Genomic DNA, 20,666 nt, shown 5'->3' with positions numbered 1-20,666 from the left:
TACTGATTTATCAGTTCGTATTATTTTTTAATTTTTCTATGTTGTGAAGTCACCTGAATAAAATAATCGGTATCGTCAACACGGTAAACGTAAGTTCCATTGGCAAAAAAATCCAATTGATATTTCAAAGGATTGAAATCTTCTACATCGAAATCAACATCCCGTTTTAAATCTTTATTATATTCATTAAATAAAGGTGCATCAGAAAGTAACATACCCTTTTTCTGAGTTTTAGGATTACTATCTTTGTAAATTGTAATTCTATTTCTTAAGAGGTGTTTTATATCTTTTAAAAATTGCTCATTATCATAAACCAACTCCTTGGTTTTAGATTGATATACGTCTTCAATCATAGCCTTTTCCTTCTTCGTAAGAGGAGCTTCAACATTTTCTGGATATTGAATTGAGGTGCCAGTTTTAACTTGACTAAAAGTCGCTATACTAAAAAATAATAAAGGTAGAATAAGGTGTAATTTTTTCATGGTAAAATCAAAATTTTAGAATTTCGAAAATTAATAAAATTAAAATCAAACAGGTGTTAATTCGTCAATGATATTGACACTTGAACGAGTTTATATATATAACAGTCTTAATTATAAAACTCCTACCTCAATGAAACTATTTTTATTGTTTATCTTTGCATTTCGTTTTAAAGAATAGATAACCAATTATTTTACAATGAAAATTGAAAGTGATTTTAATGATATTGATGCCCTAGGAGATGACCACATAGGTTCTTCTAGCGAAACCCCTTTGAGAGCTGATGCTTTTAAACTTTCTCGAAATGATAAAATTGATATCATTAAAGATGATGTTAAACATATTTTAGAAACTTTAGGACTAGACTTGAGTGACGATAGCTTAAAAGGAACACCTAATAGAGTTGCAAAAATGTTTGTCAATGAAATTTTTGGTGGTTTAGATCCTGATAAAAAACCAAGCGCATCCACATTTGACAATAAATACAAATATGGTGAAATGCTAGTTGAAAAAAACATCACGGTCTATTCAACTTGTGAGCATCATTTATTACCTATAGTTGGACGCGCACATGTGGCCTATATTTCTAACGGAACTGTTGTTGGACTTTCTAAAATGAATAGAATTGTTGATTACTTTGCTAAAAGACCACAGGTTCAAGAACGCTTAACAATTCAAATTGTAAAAGAACTTCAGAATGTTTTAAATACTGAAGACGTCGCATGTGTCATTGATGCCAAACATCTATGTGTGAACTCTCGTGGTATTAGAGATATTGAAAGCAGTACAGTCACTTCAGAATTTGGAGGTAAATTCAAGGAAAAAGAAACGAGAAGAGAGTTTTTAGACTATATTAAACTGGACACACATTTTTAGAGTGCTTATCCCAATTAGCAAATTCAATTAATTGATTCATTTTTCAAAAGCTCATCATGTCTCTATTTAATCAACAACAAATAAAAATATACAATACCCTTTCAGGAGAAAAAGAGATTTTTCAACCTATAGCTGACGGCTATGTAGGTTTGTACGTTTGTGGACCAACCGTTTATAGCAACGTCCATTTGGGTAATGTGAGGACATTTATGTCTTTCGATATGATTTTTCGATATCTTAAACATTTAGGTTATAAAGTGCGTTATGTCCGAAATATCACAGATGCTGGACATTTAGAAAATGATGGCGATATTGGTGAGGACAAAATCACGAAAAAAGCACGATTAGAAGCTATTGAACCTATGGAAATTGTACAACGTTATACGGTGGATTTTCATAACGTGCTCAACACATTTAATTTTTTACCACCAAGTATCGAACCCACTGCTACGGGTCATATCATTGAGCAAATTGAACTGATTCAATCAATAATTGATAATGGCTTCGCGTATATTGTTAATGGTTCAGTTTATTTTGATGTTCACAAGTACAATGAATCCAACGAATACGGTATTTTAAGCAAACGTAAGTTAGAAGATTTAATTCATAATACGCGTGCACTTGATGGTCAGAGTGATAAAAAGAACCCACAGGATTTCGCCCTTTGGAAAAAAGCAGAACCTACCCATATTATGCGTTGGCCTTCACCTTGGAGCGATGGTTTCCCAGGTTGGCATTTAGAATGTACTGCTATGAGTACTAAATATTTGGGTGACTACTTTGATATTCATGGTGGTGGAATGGATTTAAAATTCCCACATCACGAATGTGAAATTGCTCAAAACCAAGCCGCAAAAGGTCAAGCGCCTGTAAAATATTGGATGCATGCCAATATGCTAGAGCTCAATGGCGCTCGAATGAGTAAGTCAACTGGAAATTATATTAATCCGGCGGAATTACTTTCTGGCGACAACGATATTATGTCTAAAGCCTATAATCCAAGTGTCATTCGTTTTTTTATGATGCAAGCTTCCTATAGAAGTGTTTTGGATTTAACGGATGACGGTTTAGCAGCTGCCGAAAAGGGATTCCACAGATTTATGGATGCCATTGGCTTAATCGATAAGTTGAAAACCAGTTCTTCATCTTCATTTAATATTGCGGAATGGAAGCAGAAATGTTACGACGCGATGAATGACGATTTTAATACGCCGATTTTAATTGCCACATTATTTGAGGGTGTAAAATTCATCAATCAAGTGAAAGATGGAAGTGCGAGTATCACATCTGATGATTTAGAATTGTTAAAAGAAACAATTAAAACCTTCGTTTTTGATGTTCTTGGTTTGGTAAATATTTCGAAAGAAAGTACTGGAAGTGATAAATTATCTGGTGCAGTAGAAATTTTAATTAAACTCAGAAAAGAAGCAAGACTGAATAAAGATTTTGCTTTGTCTGATAAGATTAGAGATGAATTGGCTGAAGCAGGCATTCAATTAAATGATAGTCGGGAAGGGACGACGTTTACTTTCTAATAACTGTTAAGTTGTGAGGTTGTTTGTCGTTGAGATGTCGCTCACTGCTGTGAATTGATTTGTCGTTTCAAATAAACAATCAAAATAAACTTTATAATAGAAAAAAATTATATGAAAACGAAAGAACAAGAAGTTTTATGTTGCTTTTGTGGAAACTACTTGTTGCTTGATAAGGCTATAGAAATTACGATAAATATTGATAGAGAATCGGATGACAAACAGTCTGTTTGTGCACACGCTAAATGTCTTGATAATGTTCTACACAAAAGTATGCCGAGAGCATTTGGTCTATAACAAAACTCTCTAACGACTCAAAGAAAATCAATTAAACAGCTTTCACTCATCAAAAAAATTCTAACATATCCTTTCCTCTTCTTAATTAAAGTCTATCAGACCGTTATATCCCCTTTCACTCCAGCCACTTGCAGATATCAACCAACATGTTCTCATTATGCAAAAGAAGCTCTTGAAGTTCATGGTTTTTTTAAAGGCGGTTGGTTGGCCATAAAACGGATTTTTAGTTGTCATCCCTGGGGAGGCAGTGGTTTTGATCCTGTTCCTCCGAAAGAAGACTAATTTTAAGTTAATCCGGTTTTCAAAAGGTTTCAAAATATTATATTTACCGAATAAAGAGAATATCTATGTTTTTATTACAAATCGATTGGGATCCTATTAAGTTTATTGATTTAGGTTTTTTTAAACTTCACTTTTATAGTCTCATGTGGATTGTTGCCTTTATTTTGGGCTTTCAAATCACAAAACGTATATGGAAAAATGAAAATGAATCTGAGGAATCCCTTGATTCATTATTCATTTATTCTGTTTTAGGGATTATGCTTGGCGCCAGGTTAGGCCATGTTATTTTTTACCAACCAGAATTAATTACCGAAGATTTTTTAAGCATCTTTTTACCTTTTAAATTTGCAGGTGGTTTTGAGTTTACTGGCTTTCAAGGCTTGGCAAGTCATGGCGCTGCCATTGGTATGATTATTTCCATGTACCTCTACAATAAAAAAGTTTTGCACAAAACCGTGATTTGGATTTTGGATCGTGTAGTCATTCCTGTAGCTTCCGGAGCTGTATTTGTGAGAATTGGTAATTTTATCAATTCTGAAATTATTGGAAAAAAGACGGGAAGCGATTTCGGTGTCGTATTTAAACAATTAGGTGAAACGGAACCCAGACATCCTGCACAATTGTACGAAGCCTTCTGCTATATATTTGTATTCCTAATTCTCTTTTATTTCTATTGGAAAACAAAGAAATCGGAACAACAAGGCTTTTTATTCGGACTGTTTTTAGTGTTACTTTGGACGGTTAGATTCTTTGTCGAATTTGTAAAAGAATCACAAGGTGATGAATATATTAATTGGTTTAATTTAAATACTGGTCAGTGGCTAAGTATTCCGTTTATATTGATTGGATTATACTTTATGTTTATGTATAAACCCAAAACAAAATTGAGTTAATGCAATTTCAACGCTACATAATAATTGTACTTGTCATTTTTGGATTCGTTTTTCTTTCGTCTTGTAAAGAAGAAAAAACAACAAAGCCTGAAGATAAAGTCGTTGTTAATTTTAAGAAAGAAGGGACTTTAGATCTTATTAAAGCCGATTCCGATTCCATAATAAAAACTATAGACATTGAAATTGCGGATGACGAATACGAAACCCAAACAGGTTTAATGTACAGAACCAAGCTTGAAACCAATCATGGGATGTTGTTTATATTTCCTGATGTGCAAATGCGAAGTTTCTATATGAAGAATACCAAGATTCCCTTGGATATTATTTATATAGATGAAAATAAAACCATCGTTAGTTTTCAAAAGAACGCACAGCCAATGAATGAAACCTCCCTTCCGTCTGAAGCTCCTGCAAAGTACGTTTTAGAAATCAACGGAGGACTTTCTGATGAATGGGAATTGGCAGTTGGAGATCAAATAAGTTTTACCTCCACCAATGACTGAGCCACTAGGTTTAGATATCAACACGCCTTTAGGACATGATTTAAATCTTACCTTTTTTAAACCTCAAACTTCAAATAATAAGAGTATTATTATTTCTTCTGCGACTGGAGTTCTTCAACGTTACTATTATAAGTTTGCCTCCTATTTTTCAGAATTAGGTTATACAGTTTACACATTTGATTATTCTGGAATTGGAAAATCAAACCCAGACATTTCCCACCTTAAGCAAAACACTATTAATTTAAAAGCTTGGGGCGAAAATGACCAAACTTCAATTGTAAATTACGCTAAATCGCAGAACCCAAACCATAAGATAATAGTTGTGACGCACAGTATTGGCGGACAACTATTAGCTTTCAACAAATCGACGCCTCAAATAGATACTATAATTACCGTTGCTTCACAAAGCGGTTATTGGAAACATTGGAAAGGTTTTGAACGTTTTAGAATGTTTATGTTTTGGTATATTATGATTCCAACATTAACTCCGCTTTTCGGCTATTTTCCTGCAAAGACATTTGGGCTTTTTGAAAATCTGCCCAAACAAATGGCTTATCAATGGCGACGTTGGGGAAAACACAAGGACTATTTGTTAAGTGAGTTTAATTTTGAAGATCTTAAATTCAAAAATTTTGATAAAAATTTACTGGCATTAAGTTTTACAAATGATGAATTTGCATCGGAAGCTTCCGTAAATTGGCTAGCTAAGCAATTTGCAAATGCTAAAGTGGATAGACGTCATATTATTCCAGAAGAATTGGGTATTTCAGATGTTGGTCATTTTGGGTTCTTTAGACATCAATTTAAAAATTCATTGTGGAAGATGACGCAAGAGTGGATTGAAAAGCATTCTTAAAAAATTTAATCATTCATAATCTTAGAGTTTAATATAATTGCCACGTTAAAAATAGAAACTGAATGCCAAACTCAAACTTCAATATAAAACTACAAGACCATTATAAACTGTATATCTTACCGAAAGATCAAATAATTTTCGAATCTCAATTATTAAACAACAATATCAAATTCTATTATAACATCCACGAACAATCAAATCTGAGTGGTGGAATTAGATATTTTTTACTTGATTCCGATATGGATAAAATAAATGACATTATTATTAAAAAAAAGATTATTGCGAATGTAAAAACGAACCTTGTTTCAGATTTTGACGATCAAAAGAAAATATTCAAATTGATTGTTACATTTATTGCTGTAATAGTTGGAGTAATAATTCTTATCATAATTTTTGGAAATCTTATTGGCTAACTTTTATAAAAAAAATGCCTCTCTATCAAGAAAGGCATTTTTTATATTCTTAATCAACACTTCGACCCCCTGCCTATTCGGCAGACAGGCGCTCAGTGTGAGATTTATTTAATTATTTAAAGAGAATTAAGCCTCCTCAACATCTTCTTTCACTTTTTTCTTCAGTGCATCTGTTGCATCTCCTTTTTTAGCTGTATCGTACATAATAGGTGTTGCGATAAATACTGAAGAGTACGTACCTACAATGACACCAACGATTAATGCGAACAATAAATCTTTAAGTGAATCTGCACCAAACAAGAACATAGCCAATAACACCACTAAGGTGGTTAAGGAGGTATTTAATGTTCTACTGATGGTACTGTTAATCGATTTGTTGATTGTGGTATCGAATTTCCAACCTAAATTTTCATTGAAATATTCTCTAATTCTATCGAAAACAACAACCGTATCATTCAGCGAGTAACCAATTACGGTTAAGATTGCCGCAATAAATGTTTGGTCAATCTCCATGCTAAATGGCATAAAACGCCAAGTTAAAGAATAGATTCCCAATACAATTAATACATCATGGAATACAGCAGCTACCGCTCCAAGAGAAAATTGCCATTTCTTAAAACGTAATAAGATATATAAGAATACCACCACTAAAGATCCTAAAATCGCCCAAATTGATGACTTCTTAATATCATCTGCAATTGTTGGACTTACTTTACTCGATAACATCTTACCGATTTTTTGGTCTCCCGAACCATCTAAAAACTCTTGGTAGGTCATGCCCTCAGGAAGGTACTTTTGCAATGTTGTAAACAACATGGATTGTACTTTTTCGTCGGCTTCAATAGAACTGTCTTCAACTAAATATTTCGTAGAAATCTTCAATTGATTTGGCCCACCAATGGTTTTTACTTCAGCACTTTCAAATACTGCTTCCAAATCATTTTTAACTTCTTCAACACTCATATCCTGATCAAAACGCACTTGATACGTTCTTCCTCCAACAAAGTCAATTCCTTGATCTAACCCAGGTCCAACAAACAAAGACCCTAAACTTGCTACTATAAAAGCTCCAGAAATCACATAAGCAATCTTACGTTTTCTTAAGAAATCGATGTTAATATTTTTAAATAAGCCTTTAGTAATTCCTGTTGAGAAATCTAAACTTCCACCTCTATTAACGTACCAATCCACGAGTAAACGTGTAATGAAAATCGCGGTAAATAAAGACGTTAAAATACCAATGATTAACGTTGTGGCAAAACCTTTAATTGGACCTGTACCGAATACAAATAAGATTAACGCCGTTAAACCTGTAGTAATATTCGCATCCAAGATTGAAGATAATGCATTAGAGAAACCATCTTTAATGGATTCTTTTTGCGATTTACCTTTGGCTAATTCTTCCCTTATTCGTTCAAAAATAAGTACGTTGGCATCGACTGAAATACCTATGGTCAATACAATACCTGCAATTCCTGGTAAGGTTAATACGGCTCCTAAACTTGCCAATACACCAAAGATCAATAAGATGTTAAACAACAAAGCGACATCAGCAAAACCACCTGCTTTTCCGTAGTAAAATATCATCCAAAGCAATACAAAAGCCAATGCAATTAAGAATGATTTCATACCACTATCAATAGCTTCTTGACCTAAAGATGGCCCAACCTCATCTGCTTGAACAATCTGCGCAGAAGCAGGTAATTTTCCAGCTCTTAAAACGTTCGCTAAATCGACCGCTTCAGTTAATGAAAACGATCCTGAAATTTGAGAATTTCCGCCAGCAATTGGTCCAGTAGAAACACTCGGTGCAGAATACACAATATTATCTAGTACAATAGCAATATTACCTTGCGTCTCATAAGCCGTTTTGGTCATTTCTTCCCAAATTTTAGCACCTCTTGCATCCATTTGCATGCTCACGGCTGGTCGGCTTACTTGGTCATAATCTTGTCTTGCATCCGAAATCACAGCACCACTTAATTGTGGGACACCATCTCTATTTCCTTTAATAGCATATAGATCTACATATTCTGAATCTTCTTGTTGTATTCCCCAAGCAAATTTCACATAGCGCATATCAGATGGCAATGATGCTCTATTTTTTGGATCATTTAAATGCTCCATAACTTTCTCTTTATCCTTAGCCAAGAATACAGCGATCACCGGACCACCTCTTCCGAAGCTCTGAATACCAAGCGGATAGGCATTTTCAACCGAAGTTGAATCCGTTTCCATCTGACCTGTCAATTCATCAATGGCATTTGAAGTGGAATCTTGATCAACGATCGTTTCTTCCATCACTTCATCAGATGCTTCTTGAGTGTCTTCCTTTTTATTTGCTTCAACCAAAGCTTGGTTGACCTCCATTATATAAGGTGCCACTTCTTCAGTCTTATAAGTTTCCCAGAACTGTAATTGAGCCGTTTTAGTAACTAAATCCTTAACACGTTCAATATCCTTAGCGCCTGGTAATTCTAAAAGAATACGACCAGAGTTTCCTAAACGTTGAATATTTGGAGACGTTACGCCAAATTTATCAATACGTTTACGTAATACTTCGAAAGCCGAAACGATAGACTCATCAATTTTTGTTTCAATAATGCCTTTAACTTCATTATCCGACATATCGAATTTAATCTCGTCACTTAACGTACGATTCGCAAAAATATCAGGAGAGGCTAATTTTGTATCGCCTTTAATAGCATCAAATGCTCTAAAGAAAGATTCCAAGTAAGATTCCTGTGCATCTTTTTGAAGTTCTTCAGCATCATCCAAAGCCTTGTTAAAAATCGGATCTCTACTATTATTCGCTAATCCTTCTAAAATATCCCTTACCGAAATCTGAAGAATAACATTAATACCACCTTTAAGGTCAAGACCCAAATTCATGGCATTGTTTTCTACTTCTGTATAAGAATATTCTGCTACACCTAAATCATAAACCTCAATTGGCTCAAATTTTTCGCCGTCTTGTATTTTAGTGGTTTTTAAAGAATCTAAGTAACGTACTTCCTCTAGGTTTCGCTTAGACTGGTAATCCTCTTCGGTTTCTGGGATTTTGGCAACTGCTGCCTGTTCGGCAGTATCCTCAATTTGATTGGCTTTAAACGTAAATGATAATTGGTAAATACTTACCAAACCAAATAAAAGCGCAAAAAGCTTAATTATTCCTTTGTTTTGCATTGTGATTATTTTATTTAATGTCGAATATTTAGTTGATTCCGATAGCTATCGGAACTGGCGCGCAAATATATAGTTTACGCTATAACCCGACAATGTTTTTTATGAATTTGATTTTTAGCTTTTTGATTGATAAAAGCTTTAATGTTGAAGTAAGAATTATTTCAGATTTAAATAATCCTTTTTATAAAGTTGGTCCTGCCCTAACTTCAGGAATCTTATAGGAAATATTATCAATTGCAATGGCAACTGTATTATTAGCTAAAAGTGCAACATTTATGATGTTGTTGCTTTGTTTTGTATGAATTTGAACTCCTGAATAATCGACTTTAGTTGGGTTGGAGTGATCGGTTTTTTGATTGATCTCGGTAATTTGAACACTATTGAAATCCCAATTAACTTTACTACTCGTCTTAATTTCAGAAATATTAAGTTCGTAGTCATTTGAACTTTGGTTCTCGGGAAGTCGATCTGAAGGATTTTTAGAATCCTCGTATGCTATTTTGAAATTTTCAGATTTAAAAAGTACCGCTTGAATATGTGAAACCTCAGCATCGCTATGATAGGTTATTCTAAATTGACCATTTTCAGTTTGACCTATTTGAATTTGGGAAACACCAATGCTTTGTAGTTTATTTTGAATCGCTTCAATAGCATTTTCGGTATCTTCAGCTGTAACAGCTTTATCCGAAAACTGAATTACAATCTGCTGATTTGGTAGCGTTGTTTGCTCTATAAACGTTCCTAAAAACGCCAAGAGTATCACTATTATCCCAAAATGCAGTTTGGTTTTCATGCGGCAAATATAGGTAAAAAAAAGAGTGTCTCAAAAGTATACTCTAATGTCATTTTGTGCGCCTGTCTGCCGAACAGGCAGGCTAAAAATCTAATTATCTATATTTCATATAAACACAAACTCTTGGATAGTTGAATTTAATCCTTATTCTGAATGTCTCTTCTAGAGCATTTATAATTTCTGACTTTCTACAGAGTCAACATTGCCTTTATATCCAAAAATAAAACCCACCAATGAACCCACCAAAGCTGGCACATAAAAGAAAGAATATTTTAATTCGGTAAAATAACAAAACGTAAAAGTTACGAGTTGACCAACTACAACAAATAATAATAAGGCCAGTAATAGTTTGTGGCTTTTTATAGAGTCAAGATCAGGTTTATATCCAAAAATAAAGCTCACTAATGAACCTCCCAAAGCTGGCACATAAAAGAAAGAATATTTTAAGTCGGTAAAATAACAAAGCGTAAAAGCTACGAGTTGACCAACTATAACAAATAATAATAGCGCCAATATTTTTTTCTTCTTCACGATTCAGTTAAGGATTTAATAGGGTAGAAAAGTTACAAAAAAATACCCTCGTCAGCATACGAGAGTATTTCCAATAGTATATATATTTTGTTTAAACAACAAGGCCACTTTACATGCCTTCCATCTTTGTATATCCTTCTGGAGGAGTCATATCAAACTTCTCATCTGGTACATCTACTTGTTCTATACTTATAACCTCACTACTCACGGTCATAGTTACTCCCATTTGATTCGTTGTCATTGTGAAATACAGCGGAAATCCTTCTACCTTATCTCCCATAGCCGTTGTATTTGGACTAATTGCAGAAATTTTATCTGTTACAAACATTTGCATATCCATGTCTTGCCCATTTTGTTTCAAAGTAACAATTATTTGTTGACATTCATAACCAAGGATGGTTTTGGTTTCGTCCCCTATTTTTACGGTAACGTCCTCCAAATCTTCCTTATTTGGCTCAATAGATTGCATTGTATATTTCTTTCCTTGATAAGGATTTTCCATCAACATTAGCATTTGTTTGGTAGAACCATCAATAATCATGGTGATATCCCCAGACATTGGGTTACTGGTTTCATTTCTAGCTTTATCGCCTTTAAAGTACGATGTGGAATTGGTCTCGCCCATACTTTTCAGCTGCGTATTCATTTGCTCATTATCACTAGATATGGTTTGTGTCAAGGTCATAATACCTACTTCAATTTTCTCTTGTGCATTTATCATAAGACTTAATAGCAATGCAATACTTAGAATTAATATTTTTTTCATGTTTTTATTTATTTATAATTATTATTAAGACAAATACCTTACCAATAATTAGGTCAGCATGGTTTCTTGTCATTGTTTAATTTGTCATTAAACGTTTCTTTTTTTTCCCATAACCTACTAAAACCAAAGAATATTTAGGTAGAATTTTATTTACTATGACCGCAATTAGTGCACTCAACAAAGTAATGAAAGTAATCATTATAACGTATATGAGCAAATTATAATTTTCAAACTCTATTTTAAAATAACTCCTGGTTAAGGTAATACCCCTTAGAATGTAAACATGAAGAAAAAAAATGGCAAAACTCGTGTTTGCTAAAATAGTAATCCAAGTATTTTTAATATGTTCAAATCTATGTAACCATACCATCAAAAACAGACATAAAAAAACCATTTTAAATGCTAATAGATCGAATCCATTATAGGAGAATATGTCACTTTTACTATAAAGACCCACATCTCCAAAATAAAGTTGCAACAAAATAAAGAAAATGGCAGCAGCCAATAAATACACTTCCTTTCCTTTTAACTTAGCATATATTTTCTCTCTATGAATAGCACAAACAATTCCGAATAAAAAAGATGGCGTAAAATATATTAAGGTGTGAACACTCTGAAAAACATCTGAACGCGTATGTGGACGATGAACTATGGATGCGATTATTAAAAACACTAAAAAGATTATAATTTGCCACTTATGATTTAAGAGTTTTATAAATGCAATATGTAAAGGAGACATCAATGCCATTAGCAATGCAAAAGGTATATACCAATATGCTATTACGTGCGCACCACTAACTAGGTATTTCAAAACAGATATCGAACCAGACACAAATGGATGATGCCCTAGTATTGATAATGTAAATGAATGATCCCAAAAATTAGGTAATGTTAATATACTTATCACAATGGGTATAACAGATAAGACTAAATACGGTTTTAATAATTGATTAAACTTGTTTTTCACATAAACTGAATATTCAAATCGCTTATATATCACGATATAGAACAAGAAACCCGAAATAAACGTAAAATTCATAGTTGCTCCGGCAATACCATTAATGATAAATTTATTAATGAAAGTGCTAGAACCTAAATCTGCCATGGTTCTGGAATGAGCTGCAACAATCAGCACTATGGCTAACGCTCTATAATGGTTAAAAGAGTTTATATAAGGCATCTTTTAAGGTTAAAATCATAACATTTACAGTTTTGAGGACATAAAAATCTTTAAAATAAAAAAGAGGCTTGTTTGACAACAACCCCCTTTTTTTATATTGAAAAAAAGTTTTACAATTCCAATAAGCCATTAGTTTTCTTAACACCTTCTGCACTTGCTTGCATATGTTCTTTTTCAGCAGCACTTAAAGGAACATCTACAATCTTCTCGATACCTTTTCTACCTAAAATGACTGGAACACCAATACATAAGTCGCTAAGACCGTATTCACCGTTCAATAAAGTAGAACATGGATACATCTTCTTTTGATCGCATGCAATTGCCTGCACTAAGCCACTAACAGCTGCTCCAGGCGCATACCAAGCTGAAGTTCCCAATAATTTGGTCAAGGTTGCACCACCAACTTTAGTATCTTCCGCCACTTGGTTTAAGCGCTCTTCTGATAAAAACTCAGAAACTTTAATACTGTTTCGTGTCGCATGGGAAATTAAGGGCACCATACCTGTATCACTATGTCCACCAATTACCATACCGTCCACATCACTAATTGGCGCTTCTAACGCTTCTGCCAATCTGTACTTAAAACGTGCGGAATCCAATGCGCCTCCCATTCCTATAATTCTGTGTTTTGCCAAGCCTGTTGTCTTATGAACCAAATAGGTCATTGTATCCATTGGATTACTTACCACAATGATGATGGTGTTTGGAGAATGCTCCACTAAGCTTGAAGATACTGTTTTTACGATACCTGCGTTAATACCAATTAACTCTTCACGCGTCATTCCCGGTTTACGAGGAATACCAGAGGTAATGACACAAATATCACTGTTCGCGGTTTTGGAATAATCGTTCGTACTTCCTGTAATTTTAGTGTCAAATCCATTTAAGGATGCGCACTGCATTAAGTCCATTGCCTTTCCTTCTGCATAACCTTCCTTGATATCCAAGATTACAACTTCCGAAGCAAAGTTCTTAATTGCTATATACTCTGCACAACTTGCGCCTACTGCACCTGCGCCAACTACGGTTACTTTCATTTGTTTGATTATTTTAAATTAATGTTAAATGGAATTCGCCCAAAACTCTATATAAAAGTACGTAAGCCTATTCCAAAATTATATGTGTTTTTTAATATGAAACTACGTGTTAAAAACGATTACAAATTTACGAATAAAATTGCTGTAAACGAAGAAAGCACAAGAGTAAATCTTGTACTTTTATATGAATTTAAAACTTAAATAAATCTTATCTAAATCCAAAGTTGAGACCTACTGAAAAGGCATTAAATTCTGATAGATGATACTCCGCATTCAATCTAAAGAATCCTAATTTTAATTTTGTACCGATCGTTGCTCTTACCGCAGATACTTCGCTAGAGACTGAAAAAGGATCGACAATAGTCTGTGTAGTTAAAAGGCCGTCGGTTACTCTATAATTTCCCAATAAATCGGATTCTGATTTTCCTTTAATATAACCTACGCCTCCATAAAAATTAATGACTGGTAATTTGGTTGAAGCCAATACTTGAAACAACCATGTATTGGTATCATTCTCTAAGCGTTGATTTTCCCCTTCTATACCAGAAGATTCTGTAAGATTATAGGATCCATCTGTATGCGTATAGGCAACTACGCCTGAAATAGCGACGGGAAATAGATTATTTACAGGAATCCATTCTGTAAATTCCATCTGTAAACCCGCACCATACATGCTTAAACTTACATCGTCGTTTTCCACTTTTGGAACAAATCGTGCCTTTAGTTCCAGGCCACTGCTAATGCCCAATGCGCCTTGTAAAAAAGCCGTAGGCAATAAATTGGCACTTCCAGAACCGATTCCTTCTGGTAATTCTATGGTAGCGGTTTGACTTCCAAATATGATATCATCATATTCCACTTCAACAAATATTGCTGGATTATTTTCGCCTAATACGGAAGAGACCATCTGTGAACTTGGCCCTTGAGCGAACTCTACATTAGTATAGTCTTCAGTGTTTAAATTAAACATTTTATGCTCATCCTTAACCATAGACGCATTAGCTATTATTGAAATTTCAAATCCTCCCAAAGGTTTGACTTTGGCGGAATTAAACCAATTGGCATTCATACTATGCATTAATCCATTGGTACCTGGAGCTAAATAATCATTTGTAAAACGCTTTGCATCTTCAATACCACCTGCAAGCAATACATCGATATCGTTTTGTGCTTTGGATACTATAGTTGCAAAACATAGGATTGTTAAAAAAGCTAGTTTTTTCATGAGGCTAAGATTATAGTTGTTATAGCAAATATATTAAAATATGCATATAAACGGTATTTTATCGTTTTTTATTGCATTTTATCGTGAGATTGGATCAAAAAAAAGCAACTACATAATAATGTAATTGCCTTTTATTACTTATTAAAAATGCCTAATTAGACATCGATATTAGCATAAATAGCATTCTTTTCAATAAACTCTCTACGTGGCGGGACTTCGTCTCCCATCAACATTGAGAACACACGATCTGCCTCAACGCCATTATCAATCTGTACCAAACGCAATGTTCTAAACTCAGGATTCATTGTTGTATCCCAAAGTTGCTCTGCGTTCATCTCACCAAGACCTTTGTAACGTTGGATTTTTGAGTTATCACCAAACTCTTTCATAATAGCATCACGTTCTTTATCTGACCAAGCATATTCCTTCTTAGCCCCTTTCTTTACCAAATATAATGGTGGTGTTGCAATATATATGTGTCCATTTTCAACCAATTCTTTCATATATCTAAAGAAGAAGGTTAAAATCAATGTTGCAATGTGGCTACCATCAATATCGGCATCACACATAATCACGACTTTATGATATCTTAATTTTGACAGATTTAGCGCTTTACTATCTTCTTCCGTTCCGATAGTGACACCAAGTGCTGTAAAAATATTCTTGATTTCTTCGTTTTCAAAAACCTTATGCGTCATGGCTTTCTCGACATTCAGAATTTTACCTCTTAATGGCAAAATAGCCTGAAACTTTCTATCACGACCTTGCTTAGCTGTTCCACCTGCCGAATCTCCCTCAACAAGGAATACTTCACATTTTGCAGGATCTTGTTCAGAACAATCCGATAATTTACCCGGCAAACCACCAATACTCATCACGGTTTTACGTTGCACCATTTCACGCGCTTTTTGCGCTGCATGACGCGCTTGGGCTGCCAAAATCACTTTCTGGACTATTACTTTAGCATCATCTGGATGCTCTTCCAAATAATCCGTTAGCATTTCAGAAACTGACTGACTCACAGCTGCAGAAACTTCACGGTTTCCTAATTTGGTTTTTGTTTGGCCTTCAAATTGTGGTTCCTGTACTTTTACCGATACAATAGCGGTTAAACCTTCACGGAAATCATCGCCAGCAATATCGAACTTCAACTTATCTAACATTCCAGATTCGTCGGCATACTTTTTAAGCGTGTGTGTTAAACCACGTCTGAATCCTGAAAGGTGTGTCCCACCTTCATGTGTATTGATATTGTTTACATACGAGTGTAAGTTTTCAGCATAGGAGGTGTTATAAACCATAGCTACCTCAACAGGAACGCCATTCTTTTCACCTTCAAAGGCAATAACATCTTTCATTAAAGGCTCACGATTACCATCTAAAAACTTAATAAATTCCTTAAGGCCTTCTTCAGAATGAAATGTTTCCCCTTCAAATTCCCCATCCTCTTTTTTATGACGTTTATCAATTAAATGAATGGTAATCCCTTTATTAAGGTATGCCAATTCACGTAAACGACTTGCTAGAGTATCGTAGTTATATTCTAACGTCTGTGTAAAAATTGTTGGGTCTGGCTTAAACGTTACAATCGTACCTCTTTTATCCGTTGATCCCACTTTTTTTACGGGATACATGGCTTTACCTCGTTCGTATTCTTGCTCCCAAATCTCTCCCTTTCTATAAACCGTTGCTTTAAGATGCTCAGATAAGGCGTTAACACAACTTACACCAACACCATGTAATCCACCAGAAACTTTATAGGAATCCTTATCGAATTTTCCACCTGCTCCAATTTTGGTCATGACCACTTCCAGCGCAGAAACGCCTTCTTTTTTGTGTAAATCTACAGGAATACCACGACCATCATCTTCTGTGGTAATAGAATTATCTTCGTTGATAATTACGGTGATATTATCACAATGTCCAGCCAAAGCTTCATCAATGGAGTTATCAACCACCTCATAAACCAAATGGTGTAAACCACGTGTACCAACATCTCCAATATACATGGAAGGACGCATACGTACGTGCTCCATGCCTTCTAATGCCTGAATACTATCTGCTGAATAATTATCCTTATTAAACTCTTCTCTTTTTTCGCTCATTATCTTGAATAAATTTTAGTTCGATTTAAGGCATAAAAAAATGACACTAGTGTATCATTTTTGAATACTAACAAATATACGATTTTAAAGTGCTTCCTGAAAGCTTTTTACCGTTTGAAGCTGATAATTATCAACATTTGTTAATTACTTAAAAGTGGCTTAAAACGTCTAAAAAGTGGTTTAAAATTGATTTTGATGATTTTTTAATCTAAAAAAAACATGTTTAAAATACAAAATCTCGCAGAAGCGAGATTTTGATGTTTTCGTTTTAAATTATAGGACATTAAAAAGCTTTTTTATCGTTTATCTAATACGCTTTATCATGCACTTTAGCTACTGCTCTACCACTTGGATCATTCATGTTCTTAAAAGCCTCATCCCATTCTAATGCCGTTGCTGTACTACAAGCTACACTTGCTTCCTGTGGTACACTCAAAGCAGCCGCATCACTTGGAAAATGACCTTCAAAAATAGATCGGTAATAATACTCTTCTTTGTTTAGAGGTGTATTAATTGGGTATCGGAACTTAGCATTCGCCAGTTGTTCGTCGGTTACTTCTTCTGCAACCAACTCTTTTAAAGTGTCTATCCAACTGTATCCTACACCATCAGAAAATTGTTCTTTTTGTCTCCAGGCTACGCTTTCTGGAATCATGTCTTCAAAGGCTTTACGTACGACCCATTTTTCCATGCGTTCGCCATTGATCATTTTATCTTTTGGATTGATACGCATGGCCACATCCATAAATTCTTTGTCTAAAAATGGCACACGCCCTTCAATGCCCCAAGCCGCTAAACTTTTGTTAGCTCTCAAACAATCATACATATGTAACTTATCCAATTTACGAACCGTTTCTTCATGAAATTCCCTTGCATTTGGCGCCTTATGGAAATATAAATAACCACCAAAGATCTCGTCGGCGCCTTCACCAGACAATACCATTTTAATTCCCATGGATTTAATAACTCGTGCCATTAAATACATTGGTGTTGAAGAACGAATCGTTGTAATATCGTAAGTCTCGATGTTATAGATGACATCTTTTATAGCATCCAACCCTTCTTGGATGGTGAATTTTATTTCATGATGAACCGTACCAATATGATCCGCTACTTTTTTAGCCGCAGCTAAATCTGGAGACCCTTCCAATCCTACAGAAAACGAGTGCAATTGTGGCCACCACGCATCAGTAGTATCATCTGACTCTATTCGTTTTTGTGCATATTTTTTAGCAATAGCCGAAGTTACTGAAGAATCTAATCCACCAGACAATAAAACACCATAAGGCACATCACTCATTAATTGTCTGTGTACCGCATCTTCAAGTGCTTGCTTTACTTCTGCAATACTTGTTTCGTTATCTTTTACGGCATCGTATTCTGTCCAATCGCGTTTATACCATTTTACAAATTCGCCATCTTTACTAGACATATAATGTCCTGGAGGAAATAATTGAATTTTAGTACATATACCTTCCAAAGCTTTCAATTCTGAAGCCACATAAAAGGTGCCGTTTTTATCCCAACCGATGTATAAAGGAATAATTCCCATGTGGTCTCTAGCGATAAAATATTCATCTTTTTCAACGTCGTAAATCGCGAATCCGAAAATACCATTCATATCATCTACAAAATCTACACCTTTTTCTTGATATAAAGCTAAAATAACCTCACAATCACTTTCAGTCTGAAAATCGTATTTGCCTTCAAACTGCTTTCTAATAGCACGATGGTTATAGATTTCACCATTAGCTGCTAAGATTAATTTCTTATCAGGACTCAATAAAGGTTGTTTTCCAGAAGCAGGATCAACAATTGCTAAACGTTCGTGAGCCATTACCACTTTATCATCACTATAAATTCCGCTCCAATCTGGTCCACGATGACGAATGGATTTTGCCATTTCTAAAACCTGAGGTCTTAAGTCTTCAACTTTTTGTTTTATATCAAACGCACATACTATTCCGCACATAACTTTATTATCTTTTTAATTAGGCTATAAGATGTTCAGCCCATTGTTATTATTAATTCTGGTACAAATATGAATTAAAACTTTCATATTATAAACACAAATATCGTTATTAGTTACATATTGAAACAATAAAAATGATATTAACAACCAAATCAAAGGTTTTAGCTAAAAATCGATAGTTTAACTTTAAATCTGTAAATTTTAGTATTTAATTTTGACTAACTTATTTTATATCCGTTATTTTTATAAATCATTTTTAATAACTAACTCTAACTATGAAAAACTTAAAACTTATTGCAGCAGTTACTTTTGCGTTTACAATGTTTATTACATTTAATGCACAATCACAAGAATTTAAGGATTTAGACAAAAGCCCTATGGATGTGGCTGCTTTCCCATCAGACTATAAGGAGTCTGACAAACTGGTTAAAATCACTTATAGTCGTCCGCAATTGAAAGGTCGCCCTGTAGAGGAATTAGCAGAAAAAGGTAAAGTATGGCGAACAGGTGCCAATGAAGCTGCAGAAATCACATTTTATGAAGCGATGAAACTGGGAGATACAACCATTGAGCCTGGTACTTATACATTTTATTTAATTCCTGATGAAAACGAATGGACTGCAATTATTAGCACGGATATTAACGTTTGGGGAAGTTATTTTTATGACGAAAAAAATGATGTAGCGCGTTTTACTGTGCCGTTATTAAAGACCCGAGAAGCTCTGGAAGCTTTTTCAATTGCGTTTGACAAATCTGACAATGGCGTAACGATGCACATCGGTTGGGGAACTTTAAGAGTTGCTTTTCCATTTACCATAAAGTCGTGAGTCGTGAGTCGTGAGTCGTGAGTCGTGAGTCGTGAGTCGTGAGTCGTGAGTCGTGAGTCGTGAGAAAAATATTAAGTTCTTGTTGTATTCCTTACAATCAGAACTTTTTTTACAACTTTTTTTGACTGAGGACTGAGGACTGAGACCCGCCCGAACGTGTCTTTTCGGTACGGACAAACTGAGACCGTAAACTAATTTTACGGTATATTCAAATATTTATGTGCCTGTAAGGACACTTTCCATTTAGGATTCGCCATAACATAATCCACAATTAGTGGCATCATTTTATCACGTTTACTCCATTCTGGCTGAAGATATAAAATACAATCCTTATTTACTTTTGCAGCTTGTTCCTCAGCAAACCTAAAATCATCATTATTAAAAATAATGCATTTAAGTTCGTGTGCTTTTTCGTAAACTTCTTCTGTTGGTAATTTCATTTTTTTAGGCGAGAGACAAATCCAATCCCATTGACCCGTTAGCTTATAAGCTCCAGAAGTTTCAATATGTGTTTGCACACCTTTTGCTTTCAGTTGTTCCGTCAATGGTCCCATATCCCAAGTCAACGGCTCGCCTCCAGTAACAATGATAGTATCGCTATATTTCACCGCATTTTCAACGATTTTTTCAGTTTCAGTAGGTGGATGTAATTCTGCCAACCAGCTTTCCTTTACGTCACACCAATGGCAACCAACATCACAACCACCAATTCTAACAAAATAAGCTGCAGTTCCTTTATGGAATCCTTCGCCTTGAATGGTATAAAATTCCTCCATTAAGGGCAGCAATAGTCCCTTATCTATTAATTCTTGTCGTTCTCTTCTTGTCATAAGTTGCAAAGATAGTTATTTAGTTTACAGTCCCAATTGCAGTTTTTAGTAAAAAAGTGAAAATTAAAAATTCCAGTAAACA

19 protein-coding genes are annotated in these 20,666 nt (G+C 34.6%); 8 read left to right on the top strand and 11 right to left on the bottom strand.

Annotated features, from left to right (window positions below; all coding sequences use genetic code 11):
- Positions 1–20 precede the first annotated feature (20 nt).
- On the bottom strand, positions 21–482 hold the full coding sequence (locus HM990_RS03890; protein WP_178987684.1) for a hypothetical protein: 462 nt from the start codon (positions 480–482) through the stop codon (positions 21–23).
- Positions 483–678: 196 nt separating this feature from the next.
- On the opposite strand from HM990_RS03890, the gene folE reads away from it, so the two are divergent.
- From folE to HM990_RS03855, 7 genes are all read left to right on the top strand, one after another.
- On the top strand, positions 679–1,356 hold the full coding sequence (folE, locus tag HM990_RS03885; protein ID WP_178987683.1) for a GTP cyclohydrolase I FolE: 678 nt from the start codon (positions 679–681) through the stop codon (positions 1,354–1,356).
- A 56-nt stretch (positions 1,357–1,412) separates the two neighbouring features.
- Entirely contained in the window at positions 1,413–2,891 is a 1,479-nt protein-coding gene (gene cysS / locus HM990_RS03880; RefSeq protein WP_178987682.1) for a cysteine--tRNA ligase, read from the top strand.
- Positions 2,892–3,233: 342 nt separating this feature from the next.
- Positions 3,234–3,467 carry a membrane protein insertion efficiency factor YidD gene (yidD, locus tag HM990_RS03875; RefSeq protein WP_178991810.1) on the top strand — a complete coding sequence of 78 codons (234 nt, stop codon included), beginning with the start codon at positions 3,234–3,236 and terminating at the stop codon, positions 3,465–3,467.
- A 65-nt stretch (positions 3,468–3,532) separates the two neighbouring features.
- Positions 3,533–4,360, top strand: coding sequence for a prolipoprotein diacylglyceryl transferase (gene lgt, locus HM990_RS03870; protein WP_178987681.1), 828 nt, complete (start codon positions 3,533–3,535; stop codon positions 4,358–4,360).
- Positions 4,360–4,863 (top strand): DUF192 domain-containing protein, encoded by a 504-nt coding sequence (locus tag HM990_RS03865; protein ID WP_178987680.1) that lies wholly within the window; start codon positions 4,360–4,362, stop codon positions 4,861–4,863. Before lgt ends, HM990_RS03865 begins: the two co-directional genes overlap by 1 nt.
- The gene (locus tag HM990_RS03860) at positions 4,856–5,719 is read left to right on the top strand and encodes an alpha/beta hydrolase family protein (protein WP_178987679.1); all 864 of its coding nucleotides are present in this window, start codon (positions 4,856–4,858) and stop codon (positions 5,717–5,719) included. Before HM990_RS03865 ends, HM990_RS03860 begins: the two co-directional genes overlap by 8 nt.
- A gap of 62 nt (positions 5,720–5,781) precedes the next feature.
- Positions 5,782–6,132 (top strand): hypothetical protein, encoded by a 351-nt coding sequence (locus HM990_RS03855; RefSeq protein WP_178987678.1) that lies wholly within the window; start codon positions 5,782–5,784, stop codon positions 6,130–6,132.
- Between the two features lie 126 nt (positions 6,133–6,258).
- On the opposite strand, the gene secDF is transcribed toward HM990_RS03855, so the two are convergent.
- From secDF to asnB, 9 genes are all read right to left on the bottom strand, one after another.
- Complete coding sequence (gene secDF / locus HM990_RS03850) at positions 6,259–9,318, bottom strand: protein translocase subunit SecDF (protein WP_178987677.1); 3,060 nt, start codon at positions 9,316–9,318, stop codon at positions 6,259–6,261.
- Between the two features lie 181 nt (positions 9,319–9,499).
- Positions 9,500–10,111 (bottom strand): hypothetical protein, encoded by a 612-nt coding sequence (locus HM990_RS03845; RefSeq protein WP_178987676.1) that lies wholly within the window; start codon positions 10,109–10,111, stop codon positions 9,500–9,502.
- 171 nt (positions 10,112–10,282) lie between these two features.
- Positions 10,283–10,642, bottom strand: a complete 360-nt coding sequence (locus tag HM990_RS03840; RefSeq protein ID WP_178987675.1) for a hypothetical protein — start codon at positions 10,640–10,642, stop codon at positions 10,283–10,285.
- Between the two features lie 109 nt (positions 10,643–10,751).
- The gene (locus HM990_RS03835; protein ID WP_178987674.1) at positions 10,752–11,408 is read right to left on the bottom strand and encodes a DUF4412 domain-containing protein; all 657 of its coding nucleotides are present in this window, start codon (positions 11,406–11,408) and stop codon (positions 10,752–10,754) included.
- 76 nt (positions 11,409–11,484) lie between these two features.
- A complete protein-coding gene (locus HM990_RS03830) occupies positions 11,485–12,588 on the bottom strand; it encodes an acyltransferase family protein (protein WP_178987673.1) in 1,104 nt (367 codons plus the stop codon).
- A gap of 110 nt (positions 12,589–12,698) precedes the next feature.
- Positions 12,699–13,625, bottom strand: coding sequence for a malate dehydrogenase (locus HM990_RS03825; protein WP_178987672.1), 927 nt, complete (start codon positions 13,623–13,625; stop codon positions 12,699–12,701).
- A 208-nt stretch (positions 13,626–13,833) separates the two neighbouring features.
- A complete protein-coding gene (locus tag HM990_RS03820; protein WP_178987671.1) occupies positions 13,834–14,850 on the bottom strand; it encodes a DUF6588 family protein in 1,017 nt (338 codons plus the stop codon).
- Positions 14,851–15,005: 155 nt separating this feature from the next.
- Positions 15,006–16,955, bottom strand: a complete 1,950-nt coding sequence (gene gyrB / locus HM990_RS03815; RefSeq protein WP_178987670.1) for a DNA topoisomerase (ATP-hydrolyzing) subunit B — start codon at positions 16,953–16,955, stop codon at positions 15,006–15,008.
- 307 nt (positions 16,956–17,262) lie between these two features.
- On the bottom strand, positions 17,263–18,927 hold the full coding sequence (gene asnB, locus HM990_RS03810) for an asparagine synthase B (RefSeq protein ID WP_178987669.1): 1,665 nt from the start codon (positions 18,925–18,927) through the stop codon (positions 17,263–17,265).
- Positions 18,928–19,202: 275 nt separating this feature from the next.
- Between asnB and HM990_RS03805 the strand changes: the two genes are divergently transcribed.
- A complete protein-coding gene (locus HM990_RS03805; protein WP_178987668.1) occupies positions 19,203–19,754 on the top strand; it encodes a DUF2911 domain-containing protein in 552 nt (183 codons plus the stop codon).
- Between the two features lie 197 nt (positions 19,755–19,951).
- Here HM990_RS03805 and HM990_RS03800 read toward each other — a convergent pair whose 3' ends face one another.
- A complete protein-coding gene (locus HM990_RS03800) occupies positions 19,952–20,584 on the bottom strand; it encodes a 7-carboxy-7-deazaguanine synthase QueE (RefSeq protein ID WP_178987667.1) in 633 nt (210 codons plus the stop codon).
- Positions 20,585–20,666 lie beyond the last annotated feature (82 nt).

The organism is Winogradskyella schleiferi (assembly GCF_013394655.1).
GTDB classification, from domain to species: domain Bacteria; phylum Bacteroidota; class Bacteroidia; order Flavobacteriales; family Flavobacteriaceae; genus Winogradskyella; species Winogradskyella schleiferi.
The sequence above is the reverse complement of the archived record's forward strand: the minus strand, read 5'-3'. Positions and strand labels throughout refer to the sequence as shown.

Coding starts and splice junctions, on each gene's coding strand:
- cysS (WP_178987682.1), top strand. CDS start 1,413: ATGTCTCTATTTAATCAACAACAAATAAAAATATACAATACCCTTTCA.
- gyrB (WP_178987670.1), bottom strand. CDS start 16,955: ATGAGCGAAAAAAGAGAAGAGTTTAATAAGGATAATTATTCAGCAGAT.
- HM990_RS03855 (WP_178987678.1), top strand. CDS start 5,782: ATGCCAAACTCAAACTTCAATATAAAACTACAAGACCATTATAAACTG.
- HM990_RS03825 (WP_178987672.1), bottom strand. CDS start 13,625: ATGAAAGTAACCGTAGTTGGCGCAGGTGCAGTAGGCGCAAGTTGTGCA.
- lgt (WP_178987681.1), top strand. CDS start 3,533: ATGTTTTTATTACAAATCGATTGGGATCCTATTAAGTTTATTGATTTA.
- HM990_RS03820 (WP_178987671.1), bottom strand. CDS start 14,850: ATGAAAAAACTAGCTTTTTTAACAATCCTATGTTTTGCAACTATAGTA.
- secDF (WP_178987677.1), bottom strand. CDS start 9,318: ATGCAAAACAAAGGAATAATTAAGCTTTTTGCGCTTTTATTTGGTTTG.
- HM990_RS03860 (WP_178987679.1), top strand. CDS start 4,856: ATGACTGAGCCACTAGGTTTAGATATCAACACGCCTTTAGGACATGAT.
- HM990_RS03890 (WP_178987684.1), bottom strand. CDS start 482: ATGAAAAAATTACACCTTATTCTACCTTTATTATTTTTTAGTATAGCG.
- HM990_RS03835 (WP_178987674.1), bottom strand. CDS start 11,408: ATGAAAAAAATATTAATTCTAAGTATTGCATTGCTATTAAGTCTTATG.
- folE (WP_178987683.1), top strand. CDS start 679: ATGAAAATTGAAAGTGATTTTAATGATATTGATGCCCTAGGAGATGAC.
- HM990_RS03800 (WP_178987667.1), bottom strand. CDS start 20,584: ATGACAAGAAGAGAACGACAAGAATTAATAGATAAGGGACTATTGCTG.
- HM990_RS03845 (WP_178987676.1), bottom strand. CDS start 10,111: ATGAAAACCAAACTGCATTTTGGGATAATAGTGATACTCTTGGCGTTT.
- asnB (WP_178987669.1), bottom strand. CDS start 18,927: ATGTGCGGAATAGTATGTGCGTTTGATATAAAACAAAAAGTTGAAGAC.
- HM990_RS03865 (WP_178987680.1), top strand. CDS start 4,360: ATGCAATTTCAACGCTACATAATAATTGTACTTGTCATTTTTGGATTC.
- HM990_RS03805 (WP_178987668.1), top strand. CDS start 19,203: ATGAAAAACTTAAAACTTATTGCAGCAGTTACTTTTGCGTTTACAATG.
- HM990_RS03830 (WP_178987673.1), bottom strand. CDS start 12,588: ATGCCTTATATAAACTCTTTTAACCATTATAGAGCGTTAGCCATAGTG.